Origin of the sequence: Escherichia sp. AM3, from assembly GCF_032029835.1 — a bacterium.
GTDB classification, from domain to species: Bacteria; Pseudomonadota; Gammaproteobacteria; order Enterobacterales; family Enterobacteriaceae; genus Escherichia; species Escherichia coli.
Genome location: NZ_JAVUPQ010000085.1, coordinates 1 through 15,394, shown reverse-complemented (window position 1 = coordinate 15,394; position 15,394 = coordinate 1). Strand labels below are relative to the sequence as shown.

General features: G+C 52.5%; 14 protein-coding genes and 1 pseudogene. 4 read left to right on the top strand and 11 right to left on the bottom strand.

Features of this window, described 5'->3' with window-relative positions; translation table 11 throughout:
• Positions 1–3 precede the first annotated feature (3 nt).
• Positions 4–60 carry an IS1 family transposase gene (locus tag RTW80_RS31575; RefSeq protein WP_003032489.1) on the top strand — a complete coding sequence of 19 codons (57 nt, stop codon included), beginning with the start codon at positions 4–6 and terminating at the stop codon, positions 58–60.
• 51 nt (positions 61–111) lie between these two features.
• On the opposite strand, the pseudogene RTW80_RS20660 reads toward RTW80_RS31575, so the two are convergent.
• Together RTW80_RS20660 and mngA are read right to left on the bottom strand one after the other, a co-directional pair.
• Positions 112–429, bottom strand: a pseudogene (locus tag RTW80_RS20660) (alpha-mannosidase); the annotation flags it as partial.
• Positions 430–446: 17 nt separating this feature from the next.
• Positions 447–2,363, bottom strand: a complete 1,917-nt coding sequence (gene mngA, locus RTW80_RS20655) for a PTS 2-O-a-mannosyl-D-glycerate transporter subunit IIABC (RefSeq protein ID WP_001300489.1) — start codon at positions 2,361–2,363, stop codon at positions 447–449.
• A gap of 168 nt (positions 2,364–2,531) precedes the next feature.
• Here mngA and mngR point away from each other — a divergent pair, with 168 nt between their 5' ends.
• On the top strand, positions 2,532–3,254 hold the full coding sequence (gene mngR, locus RTW80_RS20650) for a mannosyl-D-glycerate transport/metabolism system transcriptional repressor MngR (protein ID WP_124064062.1): 723 nt from the start codon (positions 2,532–2,534) through the stop codon (positions 3,252–3,254).
• Between the two features lie 103 nt (positions 3,255–3,357).
• Here the strand turns inward: mngR and sucD are convergent, their stop codons facing one another.
• The 8 genes from sucD to sdhC form a co-directional block, all read right to left on the bottom strand.
• Complete coding sequence (gene sucD / locus RTW80_RS20645) at positions 3,358–4,227, bottom strand: succinate--CoA ligase subunit alpha (RefSeq protein WP_000025458.1); 870 nt, start codon at positions 4,225–4,227, stop codon at positions 3,358–3,360.
• The gene (gene sucC, locus RTW80_RS20640; protein ID WP_001048602.1) at positions 4,227–5,393 is read right to left on the bottom strand and encodes an ADP-forming succinate--CoA ligase subunit beta; all 1,167 of its coding nucleotides are present in this window, start codon (positions 5,391–5,393) and stop codon (positions 4,227–4,229) included. The genes sucD and sucC overlap by 1 nt, the downstream gene beginning before the upstream one ends.
• A 365-nt stretch (positions 5,394–5,758) precedes the next feature.
• Positions 5,759–6,976, bottom strand: a complete 1,218-nt coding sequence (odhB, locus tag RTW80_RS20635; protein WP_000099823.1) for a 2-oxoglutarate dehydrogenase complex dihydrolipoyllysine-residue succinyltransferase — start codon at positions 6,974–6,976, stop codon at positions 5,759–5,761.
• 14 nt (positions 6,977–6,990) lie between these two features.
• Positions 6,991–9,792, bottom strand: a complete 2,802-nt coding sequence (gene sucA / locus RTW80_RS20630) for a 2-oxoglutarate dehydrogenase E1 component (RefSeq protein ID WP_001181473.1) — start codon at positions 9,790–9,792, stop codon at positions 6,991–6,993.
• Between the two features lie 200 nt (positions 9,793–9,992).
• A complete protein-coding gene (gene sdhB / locus RTW80_RS20625; RefSeq protein ID WP_001235263.1) occupies positions 9,993–10,709 on the bottom strand; it encodes a succinate dehydrogenase iron-sulfur subunit SdhB in 717 nt (238 codons plus the stop codon).
• Between the two features lie 15 nt (positions 10,710–10,724).
• Positions 10,725–12,491 carry a succinate dehydrogenase flavoprotein subunit gene (gene sdhA, locus RTW80_RS20620; protein ID WP_000775540.1) on the bottom strand — a complete coding sequence of 589 codons (1,767 nt, stop codon included), beginning with the start codon at positions 12,489–12,491 and terminating at the stop codon, positions 10,725–10,727.
• On the bottom strand, positions 12,491–12,838 hold the full coding sequence (gene sdhD, locus RTW80_RS20615; RefSeq protein WP_000254365.1) for a succinate dehydrogenase membrane anchor subunit: 348 nt from the start codon (positions 12,836–12,838) through the stop codon (positions 12,491–12,493). The genes sdhA and sdhD overlap by 1 nt, the downstream gene beginning before the upstream one ends.
• Positions 12,832–13,236: a succinate dehydrogenase cytochrome b556 subunit gene (gene sdhC, locus RTW80_RS20610; protein ID WP_000263347.1), complete on the bottom strand. Its 405-nt coding sequence runs from the start codon at positions 13,234–13,236 to the stop codon at positions 12,832–12,834. The genes sdhD and sdhC overlap by 7 nt, the downstream gene beginning before the upstream one ends.
• 380 nt (positions 13,237–13,616) lie before the next feature.
• Here sdhC and RTW80_RS20605 point away from each other — a divergent pair, with 380 nt between their 5' ends.
• The gene (locus RTW80_RS20605) at positions 13,617–13,724 is read left to right on the top strand and encodes a hypothetical protein (RefSeq protein ID WP_001305582.1); all 108 of its coding nucleotides are present in this window, start codon (positions 13,617–13,619) and stop codon (positions 13,722–13,724) included.
• 205 nt (positions 13,725–13,929) lie between these two features.
• The gene (gltA, locus tag RTW80_RS20600) at positions 13,930–15,213 is read left to right on the top strand and encodes a citrate synthase (RefSeq protein ID WP_032248091.1); all 1,284 of its coding nucleotides are present in this window, start codon (positions 13,930–13,932) and stop codon (positions 15,211–15,213) included.
• Between the two features lie 121 nt (positions 15,214–15,334).
• On the opposite strand, the gene RTW80_RS31570 is transcribed toward gltA, so the two are convergent.
• Positions 15,335–15,394, bottom strand: a 60-nt coding sequence (locus RTW80_RS31570) for an IS1 family transposase (protein ID WP_071528444.1), incomplete at its 5' end; no start/stop codon positions are given.

Here is a 15,394-nt window from a genome sequence, read left to right as displayed (position 1 = left end):
TCGGTGGAGCTGCATGACAAAGTCATCGGGCATTATCTGAACATAAAACACTATCAATAAGTTGGAGTCATTACCCGGCTCGCCAAACGCGAGGCAGTCACGCATTCCGTACATCAGATTACGGACGATGGATTCCGCAGAAACAATCGTGGTATCGGTCTGGGTATACCAGGGGCCGATAATCAACTTGCCGGCTTCTACCTGTTTCTTCACACGGTCTTTGTTTTCCGGTTTCACCGCGAAATAATCTTCGAGGATCGCCGTTTGCCCGTCGAGTACGTAATATTTGTATTCGTTGTCCTGTTCCAGTCGGCACAGGAGCTCTTCCATATTATTGACCAGCAGAATACGTGACTCTTCGGTGGTGAAATACCACTCTCGATCCCAGTGCATATGCGGGGTGATGTGAACGCGAGATACTGCTTTCATCGTCGTTTCCTTTTTGTTTATGGCATTACGCCATCAGTCAGATAGTTGCCATGCTTAACCGCGTGACGCCGCCACATCAGGAGAATTGCAGTCGAGATTGCAGCCCCCACCAATGCCGCGCCAAACCAGCCAATTGCCGCCATAACACCGCCCGCGCCATTATCATGAAGTAAAAAGAGCGAGAAAATGCCGGCACCGGGTGTCGAAAGGCCGATATTCATCGCACCGACAATAGCGCCCGTTACCATAGAGCCCAGCACAAACGAACCAATAACCCGCAGCGGATCTTCAATCGCCATCGGGATCGCCCCTTCGGTAATACCTGCCAGCCCTAACAGCCAGGTGGATTTCCCGGTCTCAATTTCAAACTCTTTAAACAGGCGCGGTGCGAGCATCGTGGAAGCGGTTACGGTAAATGCCGAAACCATTTTGACGGAGGCGAAAATGGCATACGGGCCGTAAACGCCGTTCGCCATTGCGCCCAGGCAGAATGCATAAGCGGCTTTATTCACTGGCCCTCCAAGGTCAAAGGAACACATAAAACCGAGAATGGCACCCAGCAACAGCGCGTTACTTCCTGACAGACCGTTCAGCCAGGCGGTAAGCGAGTTATTGATCCAGGCGACAGGTTCCCCCACCACAAACAGCATCAGACTGCCCGCTCCCAACGTACCGAGCACCGGGTAGAGATAAAAAGTCAGGAATCCATTGAATTTACTGCTAAGACGCAAGTGATTTTTCACCCAGCGCATCAAGTAACCGGCTATCAATCCGCCAACGACCGCGCCGAGAAACCCGGAGCCGATCATGTTGGCGGCAAGTCCAGCCGCAAAGCCTGGCGCTAACGCCGGTTTATCTGCCAGAGAATAGGCGGTATAGGCCGCGAGCACCGGTACCATCAAAATTCCGAGCAGCCCGCCGCCCAGCTTGCGGTACATCCACAGCCAGGAGTTTTCTTCATTAAACAGATCTTGTAGCCCGAAGATTTGCGACAGTAATACCGCGACCGCCAGCACCGTGCCCCCCGCGACAATCAACGGTACGGCAAAAGAGATTCCGCTCAACAGTGCCTGTTTCAGCTCCGTTTTGACACTTTTCACCGGTTGCGTATCTTGCTGTACGGTACGCGTCTCATCGCTACGCTTGAGGGTAAGCGCTTGTTGGATCAACGCTTCTGCATGGCGAATCGGCTCGGCAACAGGCACTGAAAGCGCGGGAATGCCATTAAAACGCTCACTCTCCTTGATGGCGACTTCAGCCGCAAAAATACAGGCGGTTGCACTATTGAGTTGATCCGCCGTTAAACGCCCTTCAATGCCGTTAGCGCCTTGTTTTTCAACGTAAACATTTACGCCGAGTTTGCGTCCGGCTTTTTCCAGATATTCCGCAGCCATATAGGTGTGAGCAATACCCGCCGGACAGGCCGTTACGCAGACGATAGTTGGCGCGTTGGAAAAAGAGGCAGAAGGTTGCGTGCCTCCCTTGTCATCCAGCGCCGAGAGCAACTCATCAGGCGTCGTCGCCGACTGTATACGCGCCCGAATCTCATCATCCGCAAGGCGCGTGGTCAGCGCTGTCAGCAGTTGCATATGCGTAGTACCCGCTTCATTGGGGGGAATCGCCAGCAGCACCACTAAATCAACTGCTTCCGGGCCATCAACGCCTTCCCACTGAAGTGGCTCGCTGAGTGTGGCGACCGCAAACGCCGCTTCTTTTACCGCAGCAGTTTTGCCATGCGGCACAGCCAACCCTTCACCTAAGGCGGTCGGGCCAAGGCTTTCACGGCGATACACTTCTTCCAGAAATTGCTCAGTACTGGAAATTTTCCCCAGAGCAGCAAGACGTTGAGTCAACACGTGGATGGCCTCTTCACGGCTGGTAAAGCGCGCATTCAGACACAACGCATCGCGGTGGGTCAGAGTCGTCAGATTCATCATGATCCTCACTTGATCGTTTTTATAGTCGCGCCAGCGTGCCCGATAAAACAATACCATTATGTGATCAATTTCACTTGATTGAAATTATTTGTATTGTATTTGTATTATTTACAGGATGAATTTATCGGGCATAATGGCTAAATTCGTATTAATGAGATACTAAAAATGGGACACAAACCCTTATACCGGCAGATTGCCGATCGCATTCGTGAGCAAATTGCGCGTGGGGAGCTTAAACCTGGCGATGCGTTACCTACCGAATCTGCATTACAAACAGAGTTTGGCGTCAGCCGGGTTACGGTGCGTCAGGCTTTGCGCCAGCTAGTCGAGCAGCAGATCCTCGAAAGCATTCAGGGCAGCGGGACTTACGTCAAAGAAGAGCGGGTCAATTACGATATTTTTCAGTTAACCAATTTTGATGAAAAACTGTCGGACCGTCACGTCGATACACACAGTGAAGTCCTGATATTTGAAGTGATTCCGGCTGACAATTTTCTTCAGCAACAGCTACAAATCACCGCGCAGGATCGTGTGTGGCATGTGAAGCGCGTGCGCTATCGCAAGCAAAAGCCAATGGCGCTGGAAGAAACCTGGATGCCGCTTGCGTTGTTCCCGGATCTCACCTGGCAGGTCATGGAAAATTCGAAATATCACTTTATTGAAGAAGTGAAGAAAATGGTTATCGAGCGTAGCGAACAGGAAATCATTCCTCTGATGCCAACCGAAGAGATGAGCCGTCTGCTTAATATCAGCCAGACAAAGCCGATTCTTGAAAAAGTATCGCGTGGATATTTAGTTGATGGTCGGGTGTTTGAATATAGCCGCAACGCTTTTAATACCGATGACTATAAATTTACCCTGATAGCGCAGCGAAAATCATCGCGATAAGCACAAAAAAGGCCATCATACGATGGCCAACCATGTCGAAACCGACAGCCCTTCGCCATTCCTGTAGAGGGAAGCGGCGAGGGCTATTTCTTATTACAGATATTTATTTCAGAACAGTTTTCAGTGCTTCACCGATATCCGCCAGGCTGCGAACGGTTTTCACGCCTGCGGCTTCCAGAGCAGCGAATTTCTCATCCGCAGTCCCTTTCCCACCGGCAATGATGGCACCCGCGTGGCCCATACGTTTGCCTTTCGGCGCAGTCACACCAGCAATGTAGCCCACAACTGGCTTGGTAACGTGCTCTTTGATGTACGCTGCCGCTTCTTCTTCAGCGCTACCGCCGATCTCACCAATCATCACGATCGCTTCGGTCTGCGGATCTTTTTCGAACATTTCGAGAATGTCGATAAAGTTAGAGCCAGGGATCGGGTCACCGCCGATACCGACACAGGTCGACTGACCGAAACCGTAATCCGTGGTCTGTTTAACCGCTTCATAGGTCAGTGTACCGGAACGGGAAACGATACCCACTTTACCCGGTTTGTGAATGTGACCCGGCTGGATACCGATTTTGCATTCACCCGGAGTGATAACGCCTGGGCAGTTCGGGCCGATCATACGAACGCCTGCTTCGTCCAGTTTCACTTTCACAGTCAGCATATCCAGCGTCGGGATGCCTTCAGTGATGGTGATAATCAGTTTGATGCCTGCGTCGATGGCTTCCAGAATGGAGTCTTTGCAGAACGGTGCTGGTACGTAGATAACAGAAGCGGTAGCGCCAGTAGCAGCAACAGCTTCACGCACGGTGTTGAACACCGGCAGGCCGAGGTGGGTAGTGCCGCCTTTACCTGGAGTTACGCCACCAACCATTTTAGTGCCGTATGCAATGGCCTGTTCTGAGTGGAAAGTCCCCTGGCTACCGGTAAAGCCCTGGCAGATAACCTTGGTGTTTTTATCGATTAAAATGGACATTATTTCCCCTCCACTGCGGCAACAACCTGCTGAGCTGCATCCGTCAGACCTTTTGCTGCAATAATATTCAGGCCGCTGTCAGCCAGTTTCTTCGCGCCGAGTTCGGCGTTGTTACCTTCCAGACGTACCACGACCGGTACGTTAACACCCACTTCTGCTACCGCGCCGATGATACCGTCAGCGATCAGGTCGCAACGAACGATACCGCCGAAGATGTTAACCAGAACGGCTTTCACTTTGTCGTCAGAGAGGATGATTTTGAACGCTTCGGTTACACGTTCTTTGGTTGCGCCGCCGCCAACGTCAAGGAAGTTAGCCGGTTCGCCGCCGTGCAGTTTAACGATGTCCATCGTACCCATCGCCAGACCTGCGCCGTTAACCATACAACCGATGTTACCGTCCAGCGCAACGTAGTTCAGTTCCCACTGTGCAGCCTGTGCTTCACGCGGATCTTCCTGCGACTGGTCACGCATTTCGCGCAGATCAGGCTGGCGGAACAGTGCGTTGCCGTCAGCGCCCAGTTTGCCGTCGAGGCAAATCAGATCGCCCTGTTTGGTGATGACCAGCGGGTTGATTTCGATCAACGCCAGGTCGCGCTCCAGGAAAATGGTCGCCAGGCCCATGAAGATTTTGGTGAACTGCTGAACCAGTTTACCTTCCAGACCCAGTTTGAACGCCAGCTCGCGTCCCTGATACGGCATCGGGCCAGTCAGCGGATCAAGCGCAACTTTATGGATCAGGTGCGGAGTTTCTTCCGCCACTTTTTCGATTTCCACGCCGCCTTCGGTGGAGGCCATAAAGACCACACGACGGGAACTACGGTCAACAACGGCACCGAGATACAGCTCTTTAGCGATATCGGTCGCTGCTTCAACCAGAATCTGGTTAACCGGTTGGCCATTGGCATCTGTTTGATACGTTACCAGACGCTTGCCCAGCCAGTTTTCTGCAAAAGCACGGATGTCTTCTTTGCTGTTTACAACTTTCACACCGCCCGCTTTACCGCGGCCACCAGCGTGAACCTGACATTTCACTACCCACGGACCGGCACCGATTTTTGAAGCGGCTTCTTCTGCTTCGCGCGGAGTAGTACAGGCATAACCCACCGGTGCTGGTAAGCCATAGCGGGCAAAAAGTTGTTTTGCCTGATATTCATGTAAGTTCATGTGTTCTGTCCATCCTTCAGTAATCGTTATCTTTTAAACCGTAGACCGAATATTTCGTATCGCTTCCGGGCATTGTCGGTCACCCGTAGGCCTGATAAGACACGTTAAACGTCACATCAGGCATCGCTTGTCGGATGCGGCGCTTGCGCCTTATCCGACCTACATTGGTGGTCCCCGTAGGCCTGATAAGACACGTTAACCGTCACATCAGGCATCGCTTGTCGGATGCGGCGCTAGCGCCTTATCCGACCTACATTGGTGGTCCCGTAGGCCTGATAAGACGCGTCAGCGTCGCATCAGGCTTCAATTGCCGGAGAAGGCGATAATGCCTTATCCGGTCTACAGTGCAGGTGAAACTTAAACTACTACACGTCCAGCAGCAGACGCGTCGGATCTTCCAGCAACTCTTTGATCGTTACCAGGAAGCCCACGGATTCGCGACCATCGATCAGACGGTGATCGTAGGACAGCGCCAGGTACATCATCGGCAGGATCTCAACCTGACCATTCACCGCCATCGGACGATCTTTGATAGCGTGCATACCCAGAATTGCGCTCTGCGGCGGGTTGATGATCGGCGTAGACATCAGGGAACCGAACACACCACCGTTGGTGATGGTGAAGTTACCACCGGTCAGATCTTCAACGGTCAGCTTGCCGTCACGGCCTTTGACTGCCAGCTCTTTGATTTTCTTCTCGATGTCTGCCATGCCGAGGGTATCGACATCACGCAGAACCGGCGTCACCAGGCCGCGCGGCGTAGAAACCGCCATGCTGACGTCGAAATAGTTGTGGTAAACCACGTCATCGCCGTCGATAGAAGCGTTCACTTCCGGGTAACGTTTCAGGGCTTCAACCACCGCTTTCACGTAGAAGGACATAAAGCCCAGACGGATGCCGTGGCGTTTTTCAAACGCTTCACCGTACTGCTTACGCAGATCCATAATCGGCTTCATGTTGACTTCGTTGAACGTGGTCAGCATGGCGGTGGAGTTTTTCGCTTCCAGCAGACGCTCTGCCACACGCTTACGCAGGCGAGTCATCGGGACACGTTTTTCACTACGTGCAGCCAGAGCCGGTTGCGCCGCCGGAGCAGCCGCTGCCGGAGCAGACTCTTTCGCCGGGGCTTTCGCCAGATGTTTTTCCACATCTTCACGAGTCAGACGACCACCCACACCGGTGCCTTTAATGGCGCTGGCGTCGAGATTGTGTTCAGCCAGCAGGCGACGGATCGCCGGGCTTAACGCATCGTTGTTTTGCTCTTCCAGAGACGCCTGCTGGCGTTGCGCCGGAGTGGACGCTTTCTCTTCAGATTTGGCGCTGGTTTCTTTACCGGCGCTGTTGCCTTCACGCAGGCGACCAAGGATCTGACGAGACGTTACCGTTGTACCTTCATCTTCCAGAACCGCATCCAGAATGCCGTCTGCTGATGCCGGTACTTCCAGTACCACTTTGTCAGTTTCGATTTCTACCAGCACTTCATCACGTACGACTGCGTCGCCGGGTTTTTTATGCCAGGTTGCGACGGTGGCATCGGCTACGGATTCAGGCAGGTCAGGGACCAGAATATCTACGCTACTCATTGTGTATCCTTTATTTATTCGACGTTCAGCGCGTCATTAACCAGATCTTGTTGCTGTTTCTGGTGAACGGACATATACCCTACCGCCGGAGAGGCGGAGGCCGGGCGGCCTGCATAACGCAGAGAAGCCCCAAACGGAATCACTTCACGGAAATGATGCTGGCTGCAGTACCATGCGCCCTGGTTGAGCGGCTCTTCCTGGCACCAGACAAAATCCTTGACGTGAGCAAACTGCTGCAACACTTCCTGCATCGCTTTATGCGGGAACGGGTAGAGTTGCTCGATACGCACAATGGCGACATCGTGTTGATTGTTCTTACGACGTTGTTCCAGCAGGTCGTAATAAACCTTACCAGAACACATCACTACGCGCTTCACACCCTTCGGATCAAGCTCGTCGATTTCACCGATGGCTGGCAGGAAGGTGCCGTTCGCCAGTTCTTCGAGGCTGGAAACCGCCAGCGGATGACGCAGCAGGGATTTCGGCGACATCACGACCAGCGGACGACGCATCCCGCGCAGCGCCTGACGACGCAGCATGTGGTAAACCTGTGCCGGGGTAGACGGTACGCACACCTGCATGTTTTGCTCAGCACAAAGTTGCAGATAACGTTCCAGACGCGCGGAGGAGTGCTCCGGCCCCTGCCCTTCATAACCGTGCGGCAGCAACATCACCAGACCACACATCCGGCCCCATTTCTGTTCGCCAGAGGAGATGAACTGGTCGATAACCACCTGCGCACCGTTGGCGAAGTCACCGAACTGCGCTTCCCAGATAGTCAGAGTGCGTGGTTCTGCGGTGGCATAACCGTATTCAAACGCCAGCACTGCTTCTTCAGACAGTACGGAGTCCCAGACACGGAACGCGCCCTGGCCGTTATGGATGTGTTGCAGCGGCGTGTAAGTGGAACCGTTAGACTGGTTGTGGATCACCGCGTGGCGGTGGAAGAAGGTACCGCGACCGGAGTCTTCACCCGACAGGCGAACCGGAATGCCTTCGTCAACCAGCGTGGCGTAAGCGAGGTTTTCCGCGCCGCCCCAGTCGAACAGTTTCTCACCGGCAGCCATCGCCTGGCGATCGCCATAAATTTTGGCAACGCGAGACTGCATTTCAACCGCTTCCGGCACCGTGCTGATGCGTTTAGCCAGTTCCTGCAGGCGCTTCATCTCAACTTTGTTCGGGTACTCTTCGTCCCATTCGTGGTTGAGATACGGCGACCAGGTGAAAGAGTGCATGTTCATCGGACGCCACTCTGCCACTACGCAATCGCCAGCATCCAGCGCATCGCGGTACAGGTTAACCATCTCGGTGGCATCTTCCAGCGTCGCCACTTTTTCCTGCTCCAGCTTGTCAGCATAGATTTTGCGCGGCGTCGGATGTTTTTTGATTTTCTGATACATCAGCGGCTGGGTTGCGCTCGGCTCGTCGGCTTCGTTGTGGCCGTGACGGCGGTAGCACACCAGGTCGATGAAGACATCACGTTTAAAGGTGTTACGGAAATCGAGCGCCAGACGGGTCACAAAGGCAACGGCTTCCGGATCATCCGCGTTAACGTGGAAAATCGGTGCCTGAACCATCTTACCGATATCAGTACAGTACGGTGTAGAACGAGCATCCAGCGGATTAGAGGTGGTGAAACCAACCTGGTTGTTGATAACGATACGTACCGTACCGCCAACTTCATAACCACGCGCTTTCGACATGTTCAGAGTTTCCTGAACCACACCCTGCCCGGTCACTGCGGCGTCACCGTGGATGGTGATTGGCAGCACTTTGTTGCTGCTCGGCTCATCAAGTCTGTCCAGACGGGCACGAACAGAACCGATAACTACCGGGCTTACAATCTCAAGGTGAGACGGGTTAAACGCCAGCGCCAGGTGCACCAGGCCGCCATCGGTCTGGAAGTCAGACGAGAAGCCCATGTGGTATTTCACGTCACCCGTGCCGAGGTGTTCTTTATGTTTACCGGCGAACTCGTCGAACAAGTCTTGCGGTTTTTTACCCAGCACGTTCACCAGCACGTTCAGACGACCACGGTGCGCCATCCCGAGAACCACTTCGCGGGTGCCGCTGTTGCCAGCGTGGCGGATCATCTCTTTAAGCATCGGGATTAACGCGTCACCGCCTTCCAGCGAGAAGCGTTTTGCGCCAGGGAATTTTGCGCCGAGGTAACGTTCAAGGCCTTCAGCGGCGGTCAGTTCGCTTAAGAAGCGTTTTTTCTCTTCGCTATTGAAAGTCGCGCGACCAGACTCGATACGCTGTTGGATCCAGCGTTTTTCTTCGGTGCTGGTGATGTGCATATACTCGGCACCAATCGGGCCGCAGTAGGTTTGCTTGAGGGCTTCCAGCAGCTCGCCGAGTTTCATGGTTTCTTTGCCGCTGGCAAATGAACCGACGTTGAAGGTCTCCTGGAAGTCTGCTTCGGTCAGATCGTGGAAAGACGGATCCAGATCGGCCACTTTATCTTGCTGCCACAGTCCCAGCGGATCGAGATTCGCATGCTGGTGACCACGGAAGCGGTATGCGTTAATGAGCTGCAGGACTTTTACCTGCTTCACATTGGTGTCAGGGTCGGAGATCGTTGAAGAGTAACGTGAAGCGTCTTTCGCCAGGCGGCGGAAATATTCACGCGTTTGAGAGTGGAATTGATCCGGTTTGACTCCCGTACCAGGTAACTGCTGGAACGTCGAACGCCAGTTAGCGTCAACCGAGTCAGGATCGGTTAAGAAGTCTTCATAGAGCTGTTCTATCCAGCTCTGGTTTGCGCCAGAGAGGTAAGAAGAGTCCAACCAGGCTTTCAAAGCGCTGTTCTGCATCGTGATCCCTTAAGCATCTTTTTTATGCTTACTTCGCCGTGGATACTACCACGCACAGTGATGTGCGTGCCGGGGTTCACTTGCGAGCTCTTGTCTACGTAGTGGCTCGCGAAGGAACCTTTAAAAACTGTCTTAGTGTCAGGGGCAGTTTTTAAAGATTTCCTGAATAGCCGGGGGATTTCCCCGGCATCAACATTTAATTACGCATTACGTTGCAACAACATCGACTTGATATGGCCGATGGCGCGCGTCGGGTTCAGCCCCTTCGGACATACACTGACGCAGTTCATGATGCTGTGACAGCGGAATACACTGAATGCATCGCTCAAACCGTCGAGGCGGCTGTCAGTCTCGGTATCACGGCTATCGATCAGGAAACGATATGCCGCTAACAAGCCTGCCGGGCCGATAAACTTATCGGGATTCCACCAGAAAGACGGACAAGAGGTTGAACAACATGCGCAGAGAATACATTCATACAGCCCGTCGAGTTTTTCGCGTTGCTCTGGCATCTGTAAATGCTCGCGAGCTGGCGGATTTTGTCCATTATTCAACAGGTAAGGCTTAATTTTCTCATATTGCGCATAGAATTGTCCCATGTCTACCACCAAATCGCGGATCACCGGTAAACCTGGCAGCGGGCGAATCACAATCTTCTTGCCCGGCTGGTTGAGTGCCGAAATCGGGGTAATACAGGCCAGACCATTCTTGCCGTTCATGTTCAGACCGTCGGAACCGCACACACCTTCACGGCAGGAGCGGCGGAACGACAGGCTGGGATCTTTCTCTTTCAGCTGGATAAGCGCATCCAGCAACATCATGTCGCGACCTTCTTCCGCTTCCAGGGTGTAATCCTGCATACGCGGAGCATCATCAACATCCGGGTTATAGCGATAAATTGAAAACTCGAGTCTCATTTTCCTGTCTCCGCATTAGTAAGTACGAATCTTCGGCGGGAATGCCGGGCGCAGTTTCGGTTCCATGTTGACGCTTCGGCGCGTCATGGATTCCGACTCTGGCAGATACAGGGAGTGGCACAGCCAGTTTTCATCATCACGATCCGGGAAGTCGAAGCGGCTATGCGCGCCACGGCTTTCGGTACGGAAGTTGGCAGAAACAGCCGTTGCATACGCCGTTTCCATCAGGTTATCCAGTTCCAGGCACTCAACGCGCTGGGTGTTGAACTCGCTGGAAGTGTCATCCAGACGGGCATTTTTCAGACGCTCGCGGATAACTTTCAACTGCTCAAGCCCTTTCGCCATCGCATCACCTTCACGGAAGACCGAGAAGTTATGCTGCATACATTCTTGCAGCGCTTTACGAATCGCCACCGGATCTTCACCGTTACGATTATTGTTCCAGCGGTTCAGACGATCCAGAGATGCTTCAACATCAGACTCGCTGGCATCGCGCAATGCGCCCTGCTCGGCGATAGACTCTTGCAGATGCAGACCCGCTGCGCGACCAAAGACCACCAGGTCCAGCAGCGAGTTGCCGCCCAGACGGTTAGCGCCGTGTACCGATACACAAGCGATTTCACCAACGGCAAACAGCCCCGGAACAACCACATCTTCGCCTTTCTCGTTCACCGTCAGCGCCTGACCGGTCACTTTGGTCGGAATACCACCCATCATGTAGTGACAGGTTGGGATAACCGGAATCGGCTCTTTCACCGGATCAACGTGAGCGAAGGTACGGGAGAGTTCCAGAATACCCGGCAGACGGGATTCGAGAACTTCTTTACCCAGGTGGTCGAGTTTCAGTTTCGCATGTGGCCCCCACGGACCATCACAGCCGCGACCTTCACGGATTTCAATCATGATGGAACGCGCCACCACGTCACGGCCCGCCAGGTCTTTGGCGTTCGGCGCATAACGCTCCATAAAGCGTTCGCCATGTTTGTTCAGCAGATAACCGCCTTCACCACGGCAACCTTCGGTGACCAGTACGCCCGCACCGGCAATACCGGTCGGGTGGAACTGCCACATTTCCATATCCTGCACCGGTACGCCTGCGCGGATAGCCATGCCGACGCCGTCGCCAGTGTTAATGTGGGCGTTAGTGGTGGACTGATAAATACGCCCTGCCCCGCCAGTCGCCAGCACGGTAGCGCGGGCTTTGAAATAAACCACTTCACCAGTTTCGATGCACAGTGCAGTACAACCCACCACCGCGCCATCCTGGTTTTTCACCAGATCCAGCGCATACCACTCGGAGAAAATAGTGGTGTGGTTTTTCAGGTTCTGCTGATAAAGGGTATGCAACAGTGCGTGACCGGTACGGTCAGCTGCTGCCGCAGTGCGTGCCGCCTGCTCGCCGCCGAAGTTTTTCGACTGACCGCCAAACGGACGTTGATAGATACGACCATCATCAAGACGCGAGAACGGCAGGCCCATGTGTTCGAGTTCCAGAATCGCTTCCGGCCCGGTTTTACACATATATTCAATCGCGTCCTGGTCACCGATATAGTCCGAACCTTTTACGGTGTCGTACATATGCCATTCCCAGTTATCTTCATGGGTATTACCCAGCGCAACGGTAATGCCGCCTTGCGCAGAAACGGTATGGGAACGGGTCGGGAAGACTTTAGAGAGCAGCGCACAGGTTTGACCGCTCTGGGAAATTTGCAGCGCCGCGCGCATACCTGCGCCACCGGCACCAATCACAACTGCATCAAATTCTCTGACTGGCAATTTCATCACACACCCCACACCACAACGAATCCATAAATCACGTAAACCACCAGAGCAACGACAATCACCAGTTGCAGCATCAGGCGCAAGGCCAGCGGTTTAACGTAGTCGGTCAACACCTGCCACATGCCGATCCAGGCATGGATCAAGATAGAAAACAGCGCCAGCAGGGTGAACACTTTGGTGAACGCAGAGGCGAAGAAACCGATCCAGACTTCATATGTCAGCTCGCCACTGGTAGCGAAAAAACCGACCATATAAATGATGTAGAGCGTCAGGACGATAGCGGTAGCGCGAACGAGGATGAAATCATGTACGCCATTGCGTCCTAATGCGGAGGCGTTGCTTACCATACGAGGACTCCTGCGAGAAGTGAAAGCACGACAGTAATAACAAAGGAGATTTTGGCGGAGCGTTTACCCGCTTCGAATGTTTCTTCCAGATAGCCAAAATCCATCATCATGTGGCGAATACCTACGACGACGTGATACGCCAGAGCGGTAAGGATGCCCCACATGATAAATTTGACGAAGAAGCTGCCCATAATCGCGGAAGCTTGCTCGAAACCTTCAGGGGAAGAGAGGCTGGTACCCAGAAGCCACAGCAGGATGCCCACTGCAACAAAGGTGATCACACCGGAAACGCGATGGAGAATGGACGCTATCGCCGTGATGGGGAACCGGATGGTCTGTAGGTCCAGATTAACAGGTCTTTGTTTTTTCACATTTCTTATCATGAATAACGCCCACATGCTGTTCTTATTATTCCCTGGGGACTACGGGCACAGAGGTTAACTTTCTGTTACCTGGAGACGTCGGGATTTCCTTCCTCCGGTCTGCTTGCGGGTCAGACAGCGTCCTTTCTATAACTGCGCGTCATGCAAAACACTGCTTCCAGATGCGAAAACGACACGTTACAACGCTGGGTGGCTCGGGATTGCAGGGTGTTCCGGAGACCTGGCGGCAGTATAGGCTGTTCACAAAATCATTACAATTAACCTACATATAGTTTGTCGGGTTTTATCCTGAACAGTGATCCAGGTCACGATAACAACATTTATTTAATTTTTAATCATCTAATTTGACAATCATTAAACAAAGTTGTTACAAACATTACCAGGAAAAGCATATAATGCGTAAAAGTTATGAAGTCGGTATTTCACCTAAGATTAACTTATGTAACAGTGTGGAAGTATTGACCAATTCATTCGGGACAGTTATTAGTGGTAGACAAGTTTAATAATTCGGATTGCTAAGTACTTGATTCGCCATTTATTCGTCATCAATGGATCCTTTACCTGCAAGCGCCCAGAGCTCTGTACCCAGGTTTTCCCCTCTTTCACAGAGCGGCGAGCCAAATAACAAACGGGTAAAGCCAGGTTGATGTGCGAAGGCAAATTTAAGTTCCGGCAGTCTTACGTAATAAGGCGCTAAGGAGACCTTAAATGGCTGATACAAAAGCAAAACTCACCCTCAACGGGGACACAGCTGTTGAACTGGATGTGCTGAAAGGCACGCTGGGTCAAGATGTTATTGATATCCGTACTCTCGGTTCAAAAGGTGTGTTCACCTTTGACCCAGGCTTCACTTCAACCGCATCCTGCGAATCTAAAATTACTTTTATTGATGGTGATGAAGGTATTTTGCTGCACCGCGGTTTCCCGATCGATCAGCTGGCGACCGATTCTAACTACCTGGAAGTTTGTTACATCCTGCTGAATGGTGAAAAACCGACTCAGGAACAGTATGACGAATTTAAAACTACGGTGACCCGTCATACCATGATCCACGAGCAGATTACCCGTCTGTTCCACGCTTTCCGTCGCGACTCACATCCAATGGCAGTCATGTGTGGTATTACCGGCGCGCTGGCGGCGTTCTATCACGACTCGCTGGATGTTAACAATCCTCGTCATCGTGAAATTGCCGCGTTCCGCCTGCTGTCGAAAATGCCGACCATGGCCGCGATGTGTTACAAGTATTCCATTGGTCAGCCATTTGTTTATCCGCGCAACGATCTCTCCTATGCCGGTAACTTCCTGAATATGATGTTCTCCACGCCGTGCGAACCGTATGAAGTTAATCCGATTCTGGAACGTGCTATGGACCGTATTCTGATCCTGCACGCTGACCATGAACAGAACGCCTCTACCTCCACCGTGCGTACCGCTGGCTCTTCGGGTGCGAACCCGTTTGCCTGTATCGCAGCAGGTATTGCTTCACTGTGGGGACCTGCGCACGGTGGTGCTAACGAAGCGGCGCTGAAAATGCTGGAAGAAATTAGCTCCGTTAAACACATTCCGGAATTTGTTCGTCGTGCGAAAGATAAAAATGATTCTTTCCGCCTGATGGGCTTCGGTCACCGCGTGTACAAAAATTACGACCCGCGCGCCACCGTAATGCGTGAAACCTGCCATGAAGTTCTGAAAGAGCTGGGCACCAAAGATGACCTGCTGGAAGTGGCTATGGAGCTGGAAAACATCGCGCTGAACGACCCGTACTTTATCGAGAAGAAACTGTACCCGAACGTCGATTTCTACTCTGGTATCATCCTGAAAGCGATGGGTATTCCGTCTTCCATGTTCACCGTCATTTTCGCAATGGCACGTACCGTTGGCTGGATCGCCCACTGGAGCGAAATGCACAGTGACGGTATGAAGATTGCCCGTCCGCGTCAGCGGTATACAGGATATGAAAAACGCGACTTTAAAAGCGATATCAAGCGTTAATGATTGATTGCTAAGCCGTTTACTTTCCGGACCCGCCTTTAATAGAGCGGGTTCTTTTTATATGGCTGAACATAATAAATTGTAAAAATTAAACCAGATACAAATAGGTAATGACTCCAACTTATTGATAGTGTTTTATGTTCAGATAATGCCCGATGACTTTGTCATGCAGCTCCACCGA

Excerpts from the sequence above, each read along its gene's own strand:
- mngA (WP_001300489.1), bottom strand. The coding sequence starts at position 2,363 with ATGAATCTGACGACTCTGACCCACCGCGATGCGTTGTGTCTGAATGCG.
- mngR (WP_124064062.1), top strand. The coding sequence starts at position 2,532 with ATGGGACACAAACCCTTATACCGGCAGATTGCCGATCGCATTCGTGAG.
- sucD (WP_000025458.1), bottom strand. The coding sequence starts at position 4,227 with ATGTCCATTTTAATCGATAAAAACACCAAGGTTATCTGCCAGGGCTTT.
- sucC (WP_001048602.1), bottom strand. The coding sequence starts at position 5,393 with ATGAACTTACATGAATATCAGGCAAAACAACTTTTTGCCCGCTATGGC.
- odhB (WP_000099823.1), bottom strand. The coding sequence starts at position 6,976 with ATGAGTAGCGTAGATATTCTGGTCCCTGACCTGCCTGAATCCGTAGCC.
- sucA (WP_001181473.1), bottom strand. The coding sequence starts at position 9,792 with ATGCAGAACAGCGCTTTGAAAGCCTGGTTGGACTCTTCTTACCTCTCT.
- sdhB (WP_001235263.1), bottom strand. The coding sequence starts at position 10,709 with ATGAGACTCGAGTTTTCAATTTATCGCTATAACCCGGATGTTGATGAT.
- sdhA (WP_000775540.1), bottom strand. The coding sequence starts at position 12,491 with ATGAAATTGCCAGTCAGAGAATTTGATGCAGTTGTGATTGGTGCCGGT.
- sdhD (WP_000254365.1), bottom strand. The coding sequence starts at position 12,838 with ATGGTAAGCAACGCCTCCGCATTAGGACGCAATGGCGTACATGATTTC.
- sdhC (WP_000263347.1), bottom strand. The coding sequence starts at position 13,236 with ATGTGGGCGTTATTCATGATAAGAAATGTGAAAAAACAAAGACCTGTT.
- RTW80_RS20605 (WP_001305582.1), top strand. The coding sequence starts at position 13,617 with ATGCGTAAAAGTTATGAAGTCGGTATTTCACCTAAGATTAACTTATGT.
- gltA (WP_032248091.1), top strand. The coding sequence starts at position 13,930 with ATGGCTGATACAAAAGCAAAACTCACCCTCAACGGGGACACAGCTGTT.